14 protein-coding genes, 1 tRNA gene and 1 pseudogene are annotated in these 16,738 nt (G+C 71.9%); 13 read left to right on the forward strand and 3 right to left on the reverse strand.

Annotated features, from left to right (window positions below; translation table 11 throughout):
- From EEJ42_RS42960 to EEJ42_RS42980, 5 genes and pseudogenes are all read left to right on the forward strand, one after another.
- Nucleotides 1–411, forward strand: a pseudogene (locus tag EEJ42_RS42960) (hypothetical protein); the annotation flags it as partial.
- Between the two features lie 75 nt (nt 412–486).
- Nucleotides 487–560 (forward strand) — tRNA-Ala (locus EEJ42_RS42965).
- A gap of 68 nt (nt 561–628) precedes the next feature.
- Nucleotides 629–1,279, forward strand: a complete 651-nt coding sequence (locus EEJ42_RS42970; RefSeq protein ID WP_123107565.1) for a LysE family translocator — start codon at nt 629–631, stop codon at nt 1,277–1,279.
- Between the two features lie 210 nt (nt 1,280–1,489).
- Nucleotides 1,490–2,653 carry a trypsin-like serine peptidase gene (locus EEJ42_RS42975; protein WP_123107566.1) on the forward strand — a complete coding sequence of 388 codons (1,164 nt, stop codon included), beginning with the start codon at nt 1,490–1,492 and terminating at the stop codon, nt 2,651–2,653.
- Nucleotides 2,650–3,105: a hypothetical protein gene (locus EEJ42_RS42980; protein ID WP_123107567.1), complete on the forward strand. Its 456-nt coding sequence runs from the start codon at nt 2,650–2,652 to the stop codon at nt 3,103–3,105. Before EEJ42_RS42975 ends, EEJ42_RS42980 begins: the two co-directional genes overlap by 4 nt.
- Here EEJ42_RS42980 and EEJ42_RS42985 read toward each other — a convergent pair.
- Nucleotides 3,072–3,602 carry a GNAT family N-acetyltransferase gene (locus EEJ42_RS42985; protein ID WP_123107568.1) on the reverse strand — a complete coding sequence of 177 codons (531 nt, stop codon included), beginning with the start codon at nt 3,600–3,602 and terminating at the stop codon, nt 3,072–3,074. The two genes, EEJ42_RS42980 and EEJ42_RS42985, sit on opposite strands and share 34 nt — an antisense overlap.
- A gap of 64 nt (nt 3,603–3,666) precedes the next feature.
- Here EEJ42_RS42985 and EEJ42_RS42990 point away from each other — a divergent pair, with 64 nt between their 5' ends.
- Complete coding sequence (locus EEJ42_RS42990; protein ID WP_123107569.1) at nt 3,667–4,470, forward strand: exodeoxyribonuclease III; 804 nt, start codon at nt 3,667–3,669, stop codon at nt 4,468–4,470.
- Here the strand turns inward: EEJ42_RS42990 and EEJ42_RS42995 are convergent.
- Nucleotides 4,464–5,213: a MerR family transcriptional regulator gene (locus EEJ42_RS42995; protein WP_123107570.1), complete on the reverse strand. Its 750-nt coding sequence runs from the start codon at nt 5,211–5,213 to the stop codon at nt 4,464–4,466. The two genes, EEJ42_RS42990 and EEJ42_RS42995, sit on opposite strands and share 7 nt — an antisense overlap.
- Nucleotides 5,214–5,408: 195 nt before the next feature.
- Between EEJ42_RS42995 and EEJ42_RS43000 the strand changes: the two genes are divergently transcribed.
- The 4 genes from EEJ42_RS43000 to EEJ42_RS51490 all read left to right on the forward strand — a co-directional run bounded on the left by EEJ42_RS43000 (nt 5,409) and on the right by EEJ42_RS51490 (nt 9,214).
- Entirely contained in the window at nt 5,409–6,935 is a 1,527-nt protein-coding gene (locus EEJ42_RS43000) for a flavin-containing monooxygenase (RefSeq protein WP_123107571.1), read from the forward strand.
- Nucleotides 6,932–7,909 (forward strand): alpha/beta fold hydrolase, encoded by a 978-nt coding sequence (locus EEJ42_RS43005; RefSeq protein WP_123107572.1) that lies wholly within the window; start codon nt 6,932–6,934, stop codon nt 7,907–7,909. Before EEJ42_RS43000 ends, EEJ42_RS43005 begins: the two co-directional genes overlap by 4 nt.
- A complete protein-coding gene (locus tag EEJ42_RS43010) occupies nt 7,906–8,811 on the forward strand; it encodes an SDR family oxidoreductase (protein WP_123107573.1) in 906 nt (301 codons plus the stop codon). The genes EEJ42_RS43005 and EEJ42_RS43010 overlap by 4 nt, the downstream gene beginning before the upstream one ends.
- Nucleotides 8,812–8,932: 121 nt before the next feature.
- On the forward strand, nt 8,933–9,214 hold the full coding sequence (locus EEJ42_RS51490; RefSeq protein ID WP_246097735.1) for a hypothetical protein: 282 nt from the start codon (nt 8,933–8,935) through the stop codon (nt 9,212–9,214).
- Nucleotides 9,215–9,317: 103 nt separating this feature from the next.
- Here the strand turns inward: EEJ42_RS51490 and EEJ42_RS43020 are convergent, their stop codons facing one another.
- Nucleotides 9,318–12,656, reverse strand: a complete 3,339-nt coding sequence (locus EEJ42_RS43020; protein WP_123107574.1) for a S41 family peptidase — start codon at nt 12,654–12,656, stop codon at nt 9,318–9,320.
- A 140-nt stretch (nt 12,657–12,796) separates the two neighbouring features.
- On the opposite strand from EEJ42_RS43020, the gene EEJ42_RS43025 reads away from it, so the two are divergent.
- From EEJ42_RS43025 to EEJ42_RS43035, 3 genes are all read left to right on the forward strand, one after another.
- The gene (locus EEJ42_RS43025; protein ID WP_246097737.1) at nt 12,797–13,420 is read left to right on the forward strand and encodes a TetR/AcrR family transcriptional regulator; all 624 of its coding nucleotides are present in this window, start codon (nt 12,797–12,799) and stop codon (nt 13,418–13,420) included.
- Between the two features lie 139 nt (nt 13,421–13,559).
- Nucleotides 13,560–15,827, forward strand: a complete 2,268-nt coding sequence (locus EEJ42_RS43030) for an MMPL family transporter (RefSeq protein WP_123107575.1) — start codon at nt 13,560–13,562, stop codon at nt 15,825–15,827.
- Nucleotides 15,828–15,982: 155 nt separating this feature from the next.
- A partial coding sequence (locus EEJ42_RS43035; RefSeq protein WP_148082214.1) for an energy-coupling factor ABC transporter permease occupies nt 15,983–16,738 on the forward strand: 756 nt, incomplete at its 3' end.

Genomic DNA, 16,738 nt, shown 5'->3' on the forward strand with positions numbered 1-16,738 from the left:
CCCGCCGAGGCCGAGTCCGCCGCCCCGTCCGCCTCCCCGCACGCGGCCGGGCGCCGCGCCCTGGTCGAACAGACCGACCACGCGGAGTGGGTGGACCAGGAGCGCGAGCGCGAGCGCGGCCCGGCCGCCGGGGAGGGCTGGGAGCCGGTGCCGGTCCCGCTGCCGACGTACGTCACGGCGCCCGTCGCCCCCCGCGCGACCGGCAACGTCGACCTGGCCGCCCCGGACGCCTGGAGCTCCGCCCGCTCCAGCACCGTCGACCCCGCCCCGGCCTACGACCCGGCGCCGCCCGCCGAGCCCGACGCCGGACAGGGCTCCACGGCCCCGTCCCGCGCCCCCCGGGAGCGCGGCCGCACCCCCCTCTTCGACCAGTACGCGGACGAGGACCGGCCCCGCGCCGCCAACGAGTGACGCGCACTCCATTGACCAGCGGGGAACGGATTTCCAAGCACCCCGCAGGGGATGCTAGAGTTTCACTCGTTGCAAGGGCCTGTGGCGCAGACTGGTAGCGCACCTCGTTCGCATCGAGGGGGTCAGGGGTTCAAATCCCCTCAGGTCCACCGCAGCTCGAAACCCCCGCCGGGAAATTCCGGCGGGGGTTTCGCTTGTGCTGGATTAGCCTGCGGGCATGCTCACCTCAGCTCTTGCCTTCGCGGGCGTTGCCGCGCTCATCAATGTCACTCCGGGGCTGGACACCCTGCTCGTGCTGCGCACGTCGGTGTCCCACGGGCGGAACGCCGGGCTGGCCGCCTCGCTCGGGATACTCACCGGCTGTCTGGTGTGGGGGTTCGCGACGGCGGTCGGGCTCACGGCGCTGCTCACGGCTTCGCGTGTGGCGTACGACACGCTGCGGGTCGCGGGCGCGGCGTATCTGGTGTGGCTCGGAGCGTCGGCGCTGTGGCGGTCGCGGCGGGCGGCGGAGCCGGAGACGGAGGATCCGGGGCCGGTGGGCGGATCGGCACCGCGCGGGCGGTGGGCGGCGTTCCGTGCGGGGGTGGGCACCAATCTGCTCAACCCCAAGGCGGGGGTCTTCTACATGAGCCTGATTCCCCAGTTCACCCCGGACGGCGCCTCGGTGTTCACCGCGACCCTGGTGTTCACCGCGATCGACATCGTCGAGCTGGCGCTCTGGTACTGGGTGGTCTCCGGTGCCGCGTCCGCGCTGAGCGAGCGGATCCGGCGGCCCGCGTTCCGGCGCCGGATGGAGCAGGTGAGCGGGGTGGCGTTCTTCGGCTTCGCGGCGAATCTCCTCGCGGAGGGCGGACGCAAGACGGCGTGACGCGGCGTCCGTGGCGTTGCCCTGACGGAGCGTCCGATGTCAGGGAATCGTGCTGACACCGTTCTTGTTGTGTGCGGGCCGTGAGACCGGTGATGGCCCTGGCGAGGGGCACGGGCATAGTGGGTGCGTCCTGAATGGGACATGGCGCGAAAGCGCCGCCGCATGAATTCCACACCGCACAACAACAGCACCACAGGGGGATAAGGCGCCATGCCACTCATACGCCGTTCCACCGCGGCGGCCGCCGCGGTGACCGCGCTGCTCGTGGTCACCGCCTCGGCCTGCGGGTCGAGTGAGGACAAGGCCAGTTCCGAGTCGACGTCGCCGACCGCGGCCGGCCAGCAGGGCGACAACGGGCTCAAGCTGCCGGAGGGCGTTCCGACGAGTCTGGACGACCTGAAGGAGTGGAAGGAGGGCGGGTGGAAGAACTGGGACAAATGGGCACGCGATGCGTCCGATTTCGCCAATCCCGTCATCAAGAACTTCTGGCAGCCGTCCCGGATGTCCAAGGCGAAGGACTCGCCCAACACGCTCTCCACGCAGAGCGCGGGCGAGAGCCAGGCCGCGACCGACCCGGAGCCGCCCGCCGTACCGGCCAAGCAGGTCTCGCGGCCGTACCACCAGAACATGGCGCCGGTCGGGAAGGTGTTCTTCGACAGCCCCGAGGGGCCGATGGTCTGCTCGGGCACCGTCGTCGAGGACCCGGCGCATCCGGGGAAGTCGAACCTGGTGTGGACCGCGGGCCACTGCGTGCACTCCGGCAAGAAGGGCGGCTGGATGCGCAACATCGTGTTCGTGCCGTCGTACAACGACGACGGGCTGCCCGCCGCCAAGGCGGAGACCGCGGCCCAGCGTGAGGTCACCCCGTACGGCGTGTGGTGGGCGGACTGGTCGCAGACCTCGTCCCAGTGGATCGACACGGGCGGCAAGACCGGCAATGTGGGCTCCGCGTACGACTTCGCGGTGCTGCACGTGAAGCCGGAGAACAGCGGCGGCAAGTCGCTTCAGGAGACGGTCGGGGCCGCCGTGCCCGTGTGGTTCGGGGCGCCGTCGGCGAACAAGGTCAGCTCGATCGGGGCGTACGGCTACCCGGCCGCACCGCCGTATGACGGCGCGAAGATGTTCAACTGCACCAGCAGGCCGGGCCGGTTGTCGTTCGCGCCGACCACGCCGACCATGTACCGCATCGGCTGCTCGATGACCGGCGGCACCTCCGGCGGCGGCTGGTTCGTCAACCGCGGGGGCAAGACGGTGCTGGTGTCCAACAGCTCGATCAGTTCGAACGAGCACACCTGGCTCGCCGGTCCGCACCTGGGGGCCGACGCGAAGGGCGTGTTCGACGCGATGAGCAAGAAGTTCGCCGGCCAGGGATGAAGCGGCCGACACGTGAGGGAACCCGCTCCGGAAACGGGGCGGGTTCCGCCGTACGGGCCGCCGTACAGCCGCATCACATCGTCGCGTTCGGCCTGACGCTGAGCAGCGCGGCCCTCTGCGAGCGGCTGCTCGGCGGGCGCGCCTACGCCCTGTGCGACGAGCCGCCCCTCCTCGGCGACCTCACCACCGCGGCCCTGTGCCTGGTGCTGGCGGCCGCGGTGACCGCCGTGGTGGGTGCCTGGGTGACGCAGGAGAAGGCGCCGCACCACCGCGCGGTCCCCTGGGTCTTCCTCGCCGTGGTCGCCGCCCTGATCGTGACGGCGGACGGGATCGACGCCTACGGGGAGCGCGAAGCGGCCGCGATCGCCGCCCAGGAGGGTTCGGACGGCGTCGGGGGGTGTGAGGAGGCGGTGCAGATCTACGTCGCGACGCCCGGCTGGTTCTTCTGGTGAACGGGGGCGCCGTCCGGGAGCGCCAGCGGCTTGCCGAAGCAGCGGCTCAGTTCGTCGAAGCGGTACAGCCCGAACTTCTTCACCGGCGCATAGCCCGATGAGGTGTACAGCGCGATCGCCTCGGGCTGCTTGACGCCGGTCTCCAGCACCATTCGGGTGCGCCCCGCCGCCCGGGCGCTGTCCTCCAGCGCCGCGAGGATCAGACGGGCCAGGCCGCGCCCGCGCGCCTCCCGTATGACGAACATCCGCTTCAGCTCGGCGTCCCCGTCCTCGTACCCCTCGTCGTTCCGGTCCTGGCTGCGCCAGCCGCCGGTCGCCACCGGGCGGCCGTCCGGGTCGTACGCGATGAGGTAGAGGCCGTGGGGCGGGTCGAACTGGGCCGCGTCCAGGGGCGTCATGTCCCCCTCGTCGTCGTATCGCTCCGCGTACTCCGCCTGCACCTCGTCGTTGAGCCGCACCGCGTCGGGGTGGTCAAAGCGAACTGCTCGGAATTTCATGCGCAGGATCGTACTTCTATGCGACGAGGGCGGCATCGGAATTTCCATGTCGTATCGTGCCGTAGTGCTCTCCGTGACGACCGTGAATGTGAACGGGCTGCGTGCCGCCGCGAAGAAGGGCTTCGTGCCCTGGCTGGACGGTACCGCGGCCGATGTGGTGTGCCTCCAGGAGGTGCGCGCCGAGCCGCGCGAACTGCCCGAGGCCGTGCGCGAGCCGGACGGCTGGCACGTGGTGCACGCCCCGGCGGCGGCCAAGGGCCGGGCGGGTGTGTCGGTGTACGCGCGGCGCGAGCTGGAGGCCGTACGGGTCGGCTTCGGCTCCTCCGAATTCGACGACAGCGGCCGCTATGTGGAGGTCGACCTGCCGGGTGTGACGGTCGGCAGCCTGTACCTGCCCTCCGGTGAGGTCGGCACCGAGCGGCAGGACGAGAAGGAGCGCTTCATGGCGGAATTCCTTCCGTACCTCAAGGAGCTGCGCGAGCGGGCGGCGGCCGACGGTCGCGAGGCGCTGGTGTGCGGCGACTGGAACATCGCCCACCAGGAGGCCGACCTGAAGAACTGGAAGGCCAACCGGAAGAAGTCCGGATTCCTGCCGGAGGAGCGCGCGTGGCTGTCGCGCGTCTTCGAGGAGGGGAGTTACGTGGACGTGGTGCGCGCGCTGCACCCGGAGGTCGACGGCCCGTACTCCTGGTGGTCGTACCGGGGAAGGGCGTTCGACAACGACGCGGGCTGGCGCATCGACTACCAGATCGCCACCCCCGGGCTCGCCGGGCGGGCGCTGAAGGCGGTCGTGGAGCGGGCCCCGGCGTACGACCAGCGGTGGAGCGACCACGCCCCGGTGTCGGTCACCTACGGCGCCGCTCACTGATCCCGCGGCGGGCCGCCGGTGTCCTCGGTGCGCCCGCCCGCCCGTTCCTCCAGACCGGACCGCAGGCGGCGGTCCATGGCCATCGACAGCTCGGCGTCCACGACGCTCTTCGCGAGCGGACGCAGCCGCTCCACGGTCTCGCCGACCTCCTCGCCGCGCTCGCGGGCATCCGCCAGCACATGGTTGATCAGCAGTGTGGCGAAGGTCTCGGCGATGGCGTCCACATGCTCCCGGACCTCGCGCCCGGCCGCGAGGACGGCCGACAGCGGGATGCCCTGGCCGACCAGGGCGCGCGAGGCGTCCAGCAGCCGTTGGCTGATGTGCACGATGTCGTCGCCGTCGACCGCGAGATAGCCGATGTCGAGTGAGACGGTGAGGTTCTCCGCCGTGGCCTCGTCGTCGAAGTAGTCGGCGAGCGCCTGCGGGGTGAGCCGGATCGGGGTCTCCTCGGACCAGGACGGAAGGCCGCCGTCCATCCCCAGCAGCTCGCCGACGTCCCGTCCGCTCTCGAACGCGGCGATCAACTCGGCGATCCCGCCCAGGGTGTGGCCGCGCTCCAGCAGGGCGGTGATGGTCCGCAGCCGGGCCAGGTGGTGGTCGTTGTACCAGGCGATACGGCCCTCGCGGCGGGGTGGCGGGATCAGCTTGCGCTCCCGGTAGAAGCGCAGGGTGCGCACGGTGATCCCGGCCCTCTCGGCCAGCTCCGTCACGCGGTACTCGCGTACCCGGTCCGCTTCGCTCATCGCCACAGCAGCAGCCTATGTCGAGGGCGGTCGTGTGTGACCGCCGGTAACTCGGTTATCCACAGCCCCTACCGCTCGCCGGATCCCTGTCCTACGCTCCCATCGTGCCAGTGAACGCTGGCACGGTTCCGAGCCGTTCAAGCGGTTCTGGTAGTTCAAGTGGTTCTGGCAGTTCGAGCGGCGGGAGGCGGCGGCATGGCGGCTGGGCTGGCGCGTGAGCACGTGCGGGTGGCGGTGATCGGCTCCGGATTCGGGGGCCTGGGCGCGGCGGTGAGACTGCGCCGCGCGGGCATCACCGACTTCCTGGTCCTGGAGCGGGCCGGTGCGGTCGGCGGCACCTGGCGGGACAACAGCTATCCGGGCTGCGCCTGCGATGTCCCGTCCCATCTCTACTCCTTCTCCTTCGCACCCAACCCCGACTGGCCGCGCGCCTTCTCCGGCCGACGGCACATCCGCGCCTATCTGGAGCGGATCGCCGACACCTTCGGGCTGCGGCCGCACCTGCGCTTCGACGCCGAGGTGCTCGCCCTGCGCTGGGACGGGGAGGCGCTGCACTGGGAGGTCGAGACCGCGCGGGGGCCGCTGACCGCCGATGTCGTGGTGAGCGCGACCGGCCCGCTCTCCGACCCCAAGATCCCGGACATCCCGGGGCTCGACGGCTTCCCCGGCAAGGTCTTCCACTCCGCGCGCTGGGACCACGGCTACGACCTGCGCGGCAAGCGGGTCGCGATGGTCGGCACCGGCGCCTCGGCCATCCAGATCGTGCCCGAGATCCAGAAGGAGGTGCGCAGGCTCACCCTCTTCCAGCGCACCCCGCCCTGGGTGCTGCCGCGCATGGACCGCCGGATCACCGACGCCGAGCGCTGGCTGCACAGCAGGCTCCCGGCCTCCGGGGCGCTGCGCCGCGGGCTACTGTGGGGGATCCGGGAGTTGCAGGTCGGGGCGTTCACCAAGCGCCCGGCCGAGCTGGGGCTCGTGGAGCGGCTGGCCGGGGCGCACATGCGGCGGGCCATCAAGGACCCGGTGCTCCAGTCCAGGCTGACCCCGCGCTATCGCATCGGCTGCAAGCGCATCCTGCTGTCCAACGACTACTACCCGGCGCTCGCCCGGCCGCATGTGGACGTGGTCGGCGGGCTCAAGGAGATCCGCGGTACCACGCTCGTCGGCTCCGACGGCACCGAGACCGAGGCCGACGCGATCATTTTCGGGACCGGCTTCCACGTCACCGACCTCCCCATCGCCCAGCGCGTGACCGGGGCGAAGGGCACCACGCTCGCGGAGGAGTGGAAGGGCGGCATGGAAGCGCTGCGCGGCACCAGCGCGGCGGGCTTCCCCAACTTCCTGACGATCATCGGGCCGAACACCGGGCTCGGCAACAGCTCGATGATCCTCGTGATCGAGGCCCAGCTCACCTATCTGACCGACTATCTACGGCAGTTGGACGCCCTCGGCGGCAAGGTCGCCCTGGACGCCCGGCCGTCGGCGGTCCGCGCCTACAACGACATGATCCAGGAGAGGATGAAGCGCACGGTGTGGAACTCGGGCGGCTGCGACAGCTGGTATCTGGACGGGAACGGCCGCAACACGACCCTGTGGCCCGGCTCGACCGGCGAGTTCAAACGGGTCACCCGGCGCGTGCGGCTCGCGGAATACGAGGTGCTGCGGCAGCGGACCGAAGCCGGTCAGCGCGCGGAGTCCGCCGCAGGGAGGGGATCGCGGTGAGGCGCACCCCCTACGCCACCTCCGGGCCGTACGCCCCGCCGGTTCCGCCGCGGGAGCTGACCGTCACCTCGGCGGACGGCGCCCGGCTGCACGCGGAGCTGCACGGGGTCACCGACCCCGCCGCTCCCGCCGTCGTCCTGGCCCACGGCTGGACCTGCTCGACCGCCTTCTGGGCGCCGGTCGTGCGCGAACTGGTCGCCCGCCACCGGGTGATCGTGTACGACCAGCGCGGCCATGGCCGCAGCACTGCCCCCGGACCCGGCGGCTACAGCACCGAGGCGCTCGCCGACGACCTGGAGGCGGTGCTGGAGCAGACCCTGGAGCCGGGCCGCCGGGCCGTGGTCGTGGGCCACTCCATGGGCGGGATGACGGTGATGGCCGCCGCTGGACGCCCGGCGGTGCGCGAGCGCGCCGCCGCCGTGGTGCTGTGCAGCACCGGCGCCTCCCGGCTGGTCGAGCGGGCCCGAGTGGTGCCGCTGCGCTCCGAGCGGCTGCGGGCGCGGGTCCACCGCGCGATCCTCGGCGCGCGCCTTCCCATGGGGCCGGTCACGCCCGTCAGCAAGCGGCTGCTGCGGTACGGGACGATGGGCCCGGGCTCCGCGCCCGCCATGGTGGAGGCGTGCGCGCGGATCGTCCACGCGTGCCCCCGCGCCGTGCGCGCGGGCTGGGCGCACGTCATGGGCGACCTCGATCTGGACGCCCGCATCGGCCTGCTGACCATGCCCGCCGCCGTCCTCGTAGGCACCGCCGACCGACTGACCCCGCCCGAGCAGGCCCATGCCATAGCGGCCGCGCTGCCGCAGTGCACCGGCCTCACGGAACTGCCCGGCCTCGGCCATATGACCCCCGTGGAGGACCCCGGGGCGGTGAGCGACGTGATCCGCCGCCTCGCCGCCGACCACGGAGGATCCCCTCGTACGACCGATGACCTGACCGACGACGATCCCCACGCTGTCGAGGAGCGGACGACATGAGCGCGCGCAGAAGTCTGGAGGGCCGGGTCGCGGTGGTGACCGGCGCGGCACGGGGAGTCGGCGAGCTGCTGGCCCGCAAACTGTCCGCGCGCGGCGCCAAGGTGGCGCTGGTGGGCCTGGAACCGGAGGAGCTGAAGCGGGTGTCGGGGCGGCTGCCCACCGACTCCGACCACTGGCACGCCGATGTCACCGACCCGGAGGCGATGGCCCGGGTCGCGGAGGACGTGGTGGCGCGCTTCGGCGCGGTGGACGTCGTCTGCGCCAACGCCGGGGTGGCCACGGGCGGTCCGTTCCTCGAGACCGACGAGGCGGCCTGGCGGCGGGTCGTCGAGGTCAATCTGCTGGGCAGCGTCACCACGGCCCGCGCCTTTCTGCCCGCGCTGCTCGCCAGCAGGGGCCATCTGTTGCAGATCGCCTCGCTCGCCGCGATCGCGCCCGCGCCGATGATGACCGCGTACTGCGCGTCCAAGGCGGGGGTCGAGGCGTTCGCGCACTGTCTGCGCGCCGAGGTGGGCCACCGGGGCGTGACCGTGGGCGTGGGCTATCTCAGCTGGACCGACACGGACATGGTGCGGGGCGCCGACCGGGACGAGGTGATGCGGGAGTTGCGGGCGCGGATGCCGTGGCCCGCGGGGCGTACGTATCCGCTGGGCCCGGCCGTGGACCGGCTCGTCGCCGGGATAGAGCGCCGCTCGGCCCATGTGTACGGGCAGTGGTGGCTGCGCGGGATGCAGCCGGTGCGCGGCTATCTGCCCGCGCTGATCGGGGCGGTGGGGCGGCGTGAGATGCGCTGGGCCGAACCCCGGCTGGCGGCCACCCGCGGGCAGCGCGGCCATCTCCTGGGCGAGGGCGGCGCGGCGGACGAGCGGTCGCGCAGCGCCCGTACGCAGCGTGACCGGTAACCCTCTGTCAACCACCCTGACCTGGGAATTCGATGGGTGGGGTCGATCGAAATGCGGAGTATGTCCCTGCGTGTAACTCTGGTCGGGCCCGATCCCTTTCACCCGATGAGGAGTGACGCAGATGGGGAAGGACGAGTTCAGCGAGAAGGCCCAGCAGGCCAAGCGCAAGGCGCAGGGTCAGCAGAGCCAGCAGGCCCAGCGGGGTCAGCAGGCCCAGCGGGGTCAGCAGGGTCAGCGAGGCCAGCAGGGCCAGCAGGCGCAGCGAGCCCAGCGGGGGCAGGAGCAGCGCCGCGACCAGGACCGGCCGGAAAGCCGTGAGCAGGCCGAGCGCATGGGCCGGGAGCGCCGTCAGCAGGGCATGGGCGACGAGATGCGGGACCAGGAGCCGTTCGAAGAGATGTGAGTCGTCTCGTAGGACGGGCCCGTTGATGGGTCCGCGAAGAGTGTGCGCGAGGGGGCGCATCCGTCAGGGGATGCGCCCCCGGCACGCAGGTCGGTTCACCTGCTCAACCGTCGCCCCGCGGGGGGAGTTTCGGGCGTCGCCGGTCCGGCACCTGGCCGTAGCCCGGCGGGACCGCGGACGGATGCCGCTCCAGCAGCTCCAGCGCCGTCCGCACGGCCACCCCCAGCTGTGGATAGCGGCCCTCCGCCCAGTCCAGCGGTGAACGGGGCGCCGGAATGTCCGGCTCCACGCCATGGTTCTCGACCCCCCACCCATAGGCGTCGAACCAGGCGGCGTTCATCGGCACCGTGATCGCCGAACCGTCGCCGAGCGGATGGCGGCCGGTCATGCCGACCACGCCGCCCCAGGTGCGCAGCCCCACCACCGGGCCGATGCCCTGGATCTTGAAGGCCGCGGTGATCATGTCGCCGTCGGAGGAGGTCGCCTCGTCCGCGACCGCGACGATCGGCCCGCGCGGCGCGTTGCTGGTGTACGACACCGGCTGGGCGTTGCGCGTGAGGTCCCAGCCCATCACGGTGCGGGTCAGCTTCTCGACCACCAGCTCGCTGATGTTGCCGCCCGCGTTCCCCCGGACGTCCACGATCAGAGCGGGGAACGACACCTCCCGGCGCAGATCCCGGTTGAACTGCGCCCAGCCGGAGCCGCCCATGTCGGGGATGTGCAGATAGCCGCACCGCCCGTCGCTCAACTCCCGCACCACCGACCGCCGCCGGGCCACCCAGTCCTGGTAGCGCAGCGGCCGCTCGTCGATCAGCGGGACGACCGCGACCCGGCGCGGCGGGCCCTCACCGTCCGGGGAGGCGAAGGTCAGCTCGACCGTGGTGCCACCCGCGGCGGTCAGCAGCGGAGAGGGCCCGGCCACCGGATCCACCGGGCGGCCGTCGACATGGGTGAGCCGGGCGCCTTCGCGGATGCCGGAGCCCGCGAGCGGCGAGCGCGCCCGGGAGTCGGAGGACTCGCCGGGCAGGATGCGGGAGATCTGCCAGCCCCCGTCCTCGGTGCGCGTGAAGTCGGCGCCGAGCAGCCCGATGGGGCGCTGGTAGTGGGCAGGGCCCTCGTTGCGGCGCGCGGCGCTCACGTACGCGTGCGAGGTGCCCAGCTCGCCCAGGACCTCGCGCAGCAGATCGGCGAACTCGTCGGGGGAGGCGACCCGTTCGACCAGCGGCCGGTACTGGTCGAGCACCCCGTCCCAGTCGACGCCGCACATGCCCGGCTCCCAGAAGTAGGCGCGGGTGATGCGGCCCGCCTCTTCGTACGCCTGCCGCCACTCGGCCGCGGGCTCCACGGTGTGCTGGATGCGCCGCATGTCGATCTGGACCGTGGAGTCGCTGTCGCCGGACTCGGTGGCGGGCACCGCCCGCAGCTCGTCGTCGTCGACGACGACCAGCCGGGAGCCGTCGCCGCTGACCCGGAACCAGTCCAGCTCACTGGTGAGTTCGGTGCGCTTGGCCTTGGCCAGGTCGAAGTGTTCGAGGGTGGGGCTGTCGGAGGTGTCGGCCGGGTTGGCGAACGTCTCGCCGAGGGCACCGGAGATCGGCCAGCGCAGCCACACCAGGCCGCCGCCGCTGACCGGCCACAGCGAGGAGTACTTGGAGGCGGCCACCGGGAAGACGGTGACCCGGCTGGGCAGCCCCTCCACCTCGACGGTCACCGTGCCGTCGCCGTCCGCGCCCCCGGCGTCGTCTTCCGGGTCGAGCCCGCCCGCCGCCGGCCGGCCCTCGGGAGAGAGCGCGAAGGGCGAGGGCGTGGCGGAGGACAGCGGTACGAGGTAGGGGCGGCAGCCGAGCGGGAAGGAGAGGTCGCCGGTGTGCACGTCGTAGACGGGGTCGAAGCCGCGCCAGGACAGGAAGGCGAGATAGCGGCCGTCGCTGGTGAAGACGGGTTCCTCGTCCTCGAAGCGCCCGGTGGTCACGTCCACTATGGTCCGGTCGGCCAGCCGCGCGATCTTGATGGAGCGCAGGGTGCGCCCGATGCCCGGATGGGACCAGGCCAGCCAGGCCGAGTCGGGGGAGAAGGCGAGATCGGCGACCGGGCCGTTGAGCGACCGCACCAGCTCGGTGACCTCGCCGTCCCCGTCCGCGGAAGTGTCCACGAGCAGCAGCCGCCCGTCGTTCGCTGCGACGGCGAGCCGGTCGCCGTCGGGCGAGGGCTCCAGTTCGTGCACCCGGCCCAGCCGCCCCGCGGCCAGTCGCCGGGGCTCGCCCGTCTCGCTCGCCCGCGGCAGATAGGCGATCTCGATCGCGTCCTCGCCCTCCGCGTCCGTCACATAGGCGACCCGTCCGCTGGAGCCCAGGATCTCGGGCATCCGCACCCGGACGCCGGGGCTGTCGGCGAGGGTGCGGGCGGGGCCGTCGCGGTGGGTGAGCCAGTACAGGCTGCCGCGTACGCACACGGCGCTGGCCCGGCCGGTGGCATCCACGGACAGCGAGTCGACATGGGAGGCGGCCGGGATCTGGTAGGGCCGCCGCCCGGCCCGCGCCCCGCCGAGCCGCACCCGCAGCCGACGCGGTTCGGCGTCCGGGCCGAGGTCGTCCACCAGCCACAGCTCCCCGGCGCACTGGTAGACGACGCGGCTGCCGTCGGTCGAGGCGTGGCGGGCGTAGAAGTCGTCGTGGTCGGTGTGGCGGCGCAGATCGGAGCCGTCGGGCAGACAGGAGTAGAGGTTGCCGACGCCCTCGTGGTCGGAGAGGAAGGCGATCCGCCCGCCGACGGCCATGACCGAGTCCAGGTGGCCGTTCAGGTCGGGCAGCAGCCGGGTGCCGCCCAGCCACAGCCGACCGGTCGCGCCGCCCCGGTAGCGCTTCCAGGTGGCGGGCTCGTGCGGCGGCTTGCCGGTGAGCAGCAGGGTGCGCCGCTCATCGCCCTGGTCGGCGGCGTCGTCCTGATCGACGCCGGGGATCCGGTCGGTGACGGCGATGTCGGCCACCGGTCCCCAGGGCAGCCGACTGCCGGGGCTGCCGTCGGTGGGCAGGCTGTAGGCCCAGGAGAAGTGGGAGAACGGCTGGCCGTGCGAGGACACGGCGAGGATGTGGGAGACGCCGTCCGGGTCGGGCGGCGTCCAGCCGCAGACCCGGGCGTCCTCGCTGCCCCAGTAGGTCAGCCGCCGGATGGGGCCGCCGTCGACGGGGGCGAGGTGGATCTCGGGGTCGAGGCTGCGCCAGTTCGTGTACGCGATGTGGGAGCCGTCGGGGGAGAACCGGGGGTGGCCCACCCGGGTCCGGTCCACGGTCAGTCGCCACGCCCGCCCGGGGGGCTCGCCACGGGCGGTCAGGGGGGCGACCCAGAGATCGTCCTCGGCGGCGAAGCACAGCAAGTCGCCGTGCAGATGCGGAAATCGCAGATACGCGCGGTCGGTGTCGCTCGTTTCCCTCACCTCATCCATGGTTTCGGCCCCGGTCCTGCAAAGCAACTCCAATCTGTGATGCACGCCACGAGCGAAACGACACGGTTTCGCTAAAAGAGCGGCCGGTGGGTCGTATGCTTGAACGAGTACGAAACCGTTTCGTTCGAAAGGGGGATGCCATGCCGACGGTCCAGCCCGCCGACCAGCCGGTCGAGGACCGGCCCACGACCCGGGTGCGCCGCAGCCGGCTGTCCCCCGAGCGGGAGGGTGAGCTGTACGAGGCCGTGGTCGAGCTGCTCGGGGAGGTCGGTTACGACGCGCTGACCATGGACGCCGTCGCCGCGCGCACGCACTCCAGCAAGGCCACGCTCTACCGCCAGTGGAAGGGCAAACCGCAGCTGGTGGCCTCCGCGCTGCGGCACACCAAGCCCGTTTCGCTCCAGGACATCGACACCGGATCGCTGCGCGGCGACCTGCACGAGATCGTGCGGTGCACCGACAGCGCCCGGGAGCGTGACGCGGCCCTGATGAGGGGGCTGGCCCAGGCCATCCACACCCATCCGGACCTCCACCAGGCCCTCCGGGAGCTGCTGATCTATCCCGAGATGGCCGCGCTCGACGCACTGCTGCGGCGTGCCGTCGACCGGGGGGAAGTGGCTCCGGACCGACCCGCCTTGGACTACGTCGTGCACATGATGTGCGGCGCCCTCATCGCCCGGTCGCTGATCGACGGCGAAGAGCCGGACGTCGCCTTCCTCAGCCACTACATCGACGCCGTGGTCCTCCCCGCCCTCGGCCTCTGAACCTCCCCACCCCGCACAACCTCATATACGAGCCCAGCCGGCGCGCCGCTCTCGTCGCCGGTCAGGTCGCGCACACCTGCAAGCAGTGACCCAGCAGTGATCCAGCAGTGACACCGACTCGACGGGAGCACCTCTCCTCGTGGCCACGTTCCTCTACAAACTCGGTCGATTCGCCTTCCGGCGACGCCGGTTCGTCGCCCTGATATGGGTGGCGCTCCTGGCCGTCGCCGGAGTCGGCGCGGCGACCGCATCGCCCCCCGCCAACGACAGCTTCTCCATCCCGGGCACCGAGGCCCAGAAGGCCTTCGACCTCCTGGAGAAGCGTTTCCCCGGTGGTAACGCCGACGGCGCCACCGCCCGGGTGGTCTTCCGCGCACCCCAGGGCGAGAAGATGACCGACCCGGCCAACAAGGCCGTGGTCACGAAGACCGTCGCCGACCTCAAGGCGAGCTCTCCGCAGGTCGCCTCGGTCGCCGACCCGTACCGGGCGCGGGCCGTCTCCAAGAACGGCTCGACCGCGTACATCCTGACCAGCTACAAGGTCAACGCCATGGAGCTGGAGGACACCGCCAAGGACGGCCTGAAGGAGGCCGGGGAGAAGGCGCAGAAGTCGGATCTCACGGTGGCGATCGGCGGTGATGCGCTCCAGGAGATGCCCGAGACCGGCTCCACCGAGGTCATCGGCATCGTGATCTCCGCGATCGTCCTCGCCATCACCTTCGGCTCGCTGGTGGCGGCCGGACTGCCGCTGCTGACCGCGCTCATCGGCGTCGGCATCGGCATCTCCGGGATCACCGCGCTCGCCACCACCCTCGGGCTGTCCACGACGACCTCGACGCTGGCGATGATGATCGGCCTCGCGGTCGGCATCGACTACGCGCTCTTCATCGTCTCCCGCTACCGCGCCGAACTGGCCGAGGGCCGGGAGCGCGAGGAGGCCGCCGGGCGAGCCGTCGGAACCGCGGGCTCCGCGGTCGTCTTCGCCGGACTCACCGTCGTCATCGCGCTGGTCGGCCTCGCGGTCGTCAACATCCCGATGCTGTCCAAGATGGGCTTCGCTGCGGCGGGCACGGTGGTCATCGCCGTCCTCATCGCGATCAGCCTCATCCCCGCGCTGCTGGGCTTCGCCGGCAAGAGGGTGTACGGGCGCAAGGCGCGCAAGCGGATGGCGGAGGCGGCCTCGGCCGCCGCGGAGGGCACGCAGGCGGAGGAGAAGCCCAACATGGGCACCCGCTGGGCCCGGTTCGTGCTGCGTCGCCCGGTGGCGGTGCTGCTGCTCGGCGTGCTCGGCCTCGGCGCCGCCGCGGTGCCCGCGCTCAGCCTGGAGCTGGGGCTGCCGGACGACGGTTCGCAGCCGGTCAGCAGCCAGAAGCGGCAGGCGTACGACATGATCTCCGATGGCTTCGGCCCGGGCTTCAACGGTCCGCTGATGGTCGTCGCCGACACCAAGGGCAGCGACGACCCCAAGGCCGCGGTCAACAAGGTCACCAAGAGCATCGCCGGTATCGACGGCGTCGCGGCCGTCACCCCGGCGACGTTCAACAAGCCCGGCGACACCGCGATGCTCACCGTCGTGCCGAAGTACAAGCCGAGCAGCGTCGACACCGAGAAGGTCGTCGCAGACATCCGGGACGAGGCGGGCTCGTTCAAGTCCGACACCGGTGCCGAGGTGCTGGTGACCGGTCAGACGGCGATGAACATCGACATCTCGCAGAAGCTGAACGACGCGCTGATGCCGTACCTGGCCCTGGTCGTCGGGCTGGCCTTCCTGCTGCTGATGATCGTCTTCCGGTCGATTCTGGTCCCGCTCAAGGCGGCGCTCGGCTTCCTGCTGTCCGTCGTCGCGGCGCTCGGCGCGGTGGTCGCGGTCTTCCAGTGGGGCTGGGCGGCGGACCTGTTCGGCGTCGAGGAGACCGGCCCGATCATGAGCATGATGCCGATCTTCATGATCGGCGTGGTGTTCGGCCTGGCCATGGACTACGAGGTCTTCCTGGTGACCCGGATGCGGGAGGCGTACATCCACGGCGAGCGCCCCGGCCAGGCCGTCGTCACCGGCTTCCGGCACGGCGCCCGGGTGGTCACCGCGGCCGCGGTCATCATGATCAGCGTCTTCGCCGGGTTCATCGGCTCGTCCGAGGCGATGGTGAAGATGATCGGCTTCGGTCTCGCCACCGCGGTCCTCTTCGACGCCTTCGTGGTCCGCATGGCCATCGTCCCGGCGGTGCTGGGGCTGCTCGGTAAGTCCGCGTGGTGGCTGCCGCGCTGGCTCGACAAGGCGCTGCCGAACGTGGACGTCGAGGGTGAGGGGCTGCGCGAGCAGCTCGCAACGGACACCCCGGCGGGGCAGGGCAAGAACGCCAAGAACGCCAAGGACGCCGACAAGGACCCGGAGCTGAGCCGGGTGTGATCGACGGCCGGAATCGGCCAACGCGCGCCCCGGCGGCGGCTCTTCCCTTGCGGGAGGGCCGCCGCCGGTGCTTTCGCGGGGGAGGCGCTCTTGCGAACGATGTGCAGGTAGGTCACCATCGAGCGGATACCCGCAGCTCAGGAGCGGAGCCCCGCATGCATGTCCCCGATGGATTCATCGACGCCCCGGTGTCGGTGGCGACCGGTGCCGTCGCCGCCGCCGCGGTCGCGGTCAGCCTGCGCGGCGCGCGGCGCGAACTCGACGAGCAGGCCGCGCCGCTCGCCGGGCTGGTCGCGGCGTTCATCTTCGCCGTCCAGATGCTGAACTTCCCCGTAGCCGCGGGCACCAGTGGGCACTTGCTCGGCGGGGCGCTGGCGGCGATCCTCGTCGGCCCCTATACGGGCGTGCTGTGCGTCTCCGTGGTGCTGCTCATGCAGGGCGTGCTCTTCGCGGACGGCGGCCTCACCGCGCTCGGCGTCAACATCACGGACATGGCGGTCGTCACGACGGTCGTGGCCTACGGGGTCTTCCGCGCCATCCTGAAGCTCGCCCCGAACCGGCGCCGCACGGTCACCGTCGCGTCCTTCGCTGCCGCCCTGGTCTCCGTCCCGGCCGCCGCCATGGCCTTCACCGGGCTCTACGCGCTGGGCGGGACGGCGGACGTCGCGATCGGCAAGGTCCTCACCGCGATGGTGGGCGTGCATGTGCTGATCGGTATCGGCGAGGCGGCCATCACGGCCCTGACGGTCGGCGCCGTGATGGCCGTACGGCCGGATCTCGTCCACGGCGCGCGGGACGTGGCCGCGCGCCGCCTGGAACTCCGTACCGGTGCCCCGGTGCGCACCCCGGCCCCCGCGTCGCCCGACGGCTCCGCCGCGTCCGGTGGCTCGGCCGCGCCCGGTGGCTCGGCC

This window comes from Streptomyces botrytidirepellens (genome assembly GCF_003721215.1).
In the GTDB taxonomy this organism is placed as follows: domain Bacteria; phylum Actinomycetota; class Actinomycetes; order Streptomycetales; family Streptomycetaceae; genus Streptomyces; species Streptomyces himastatinicus.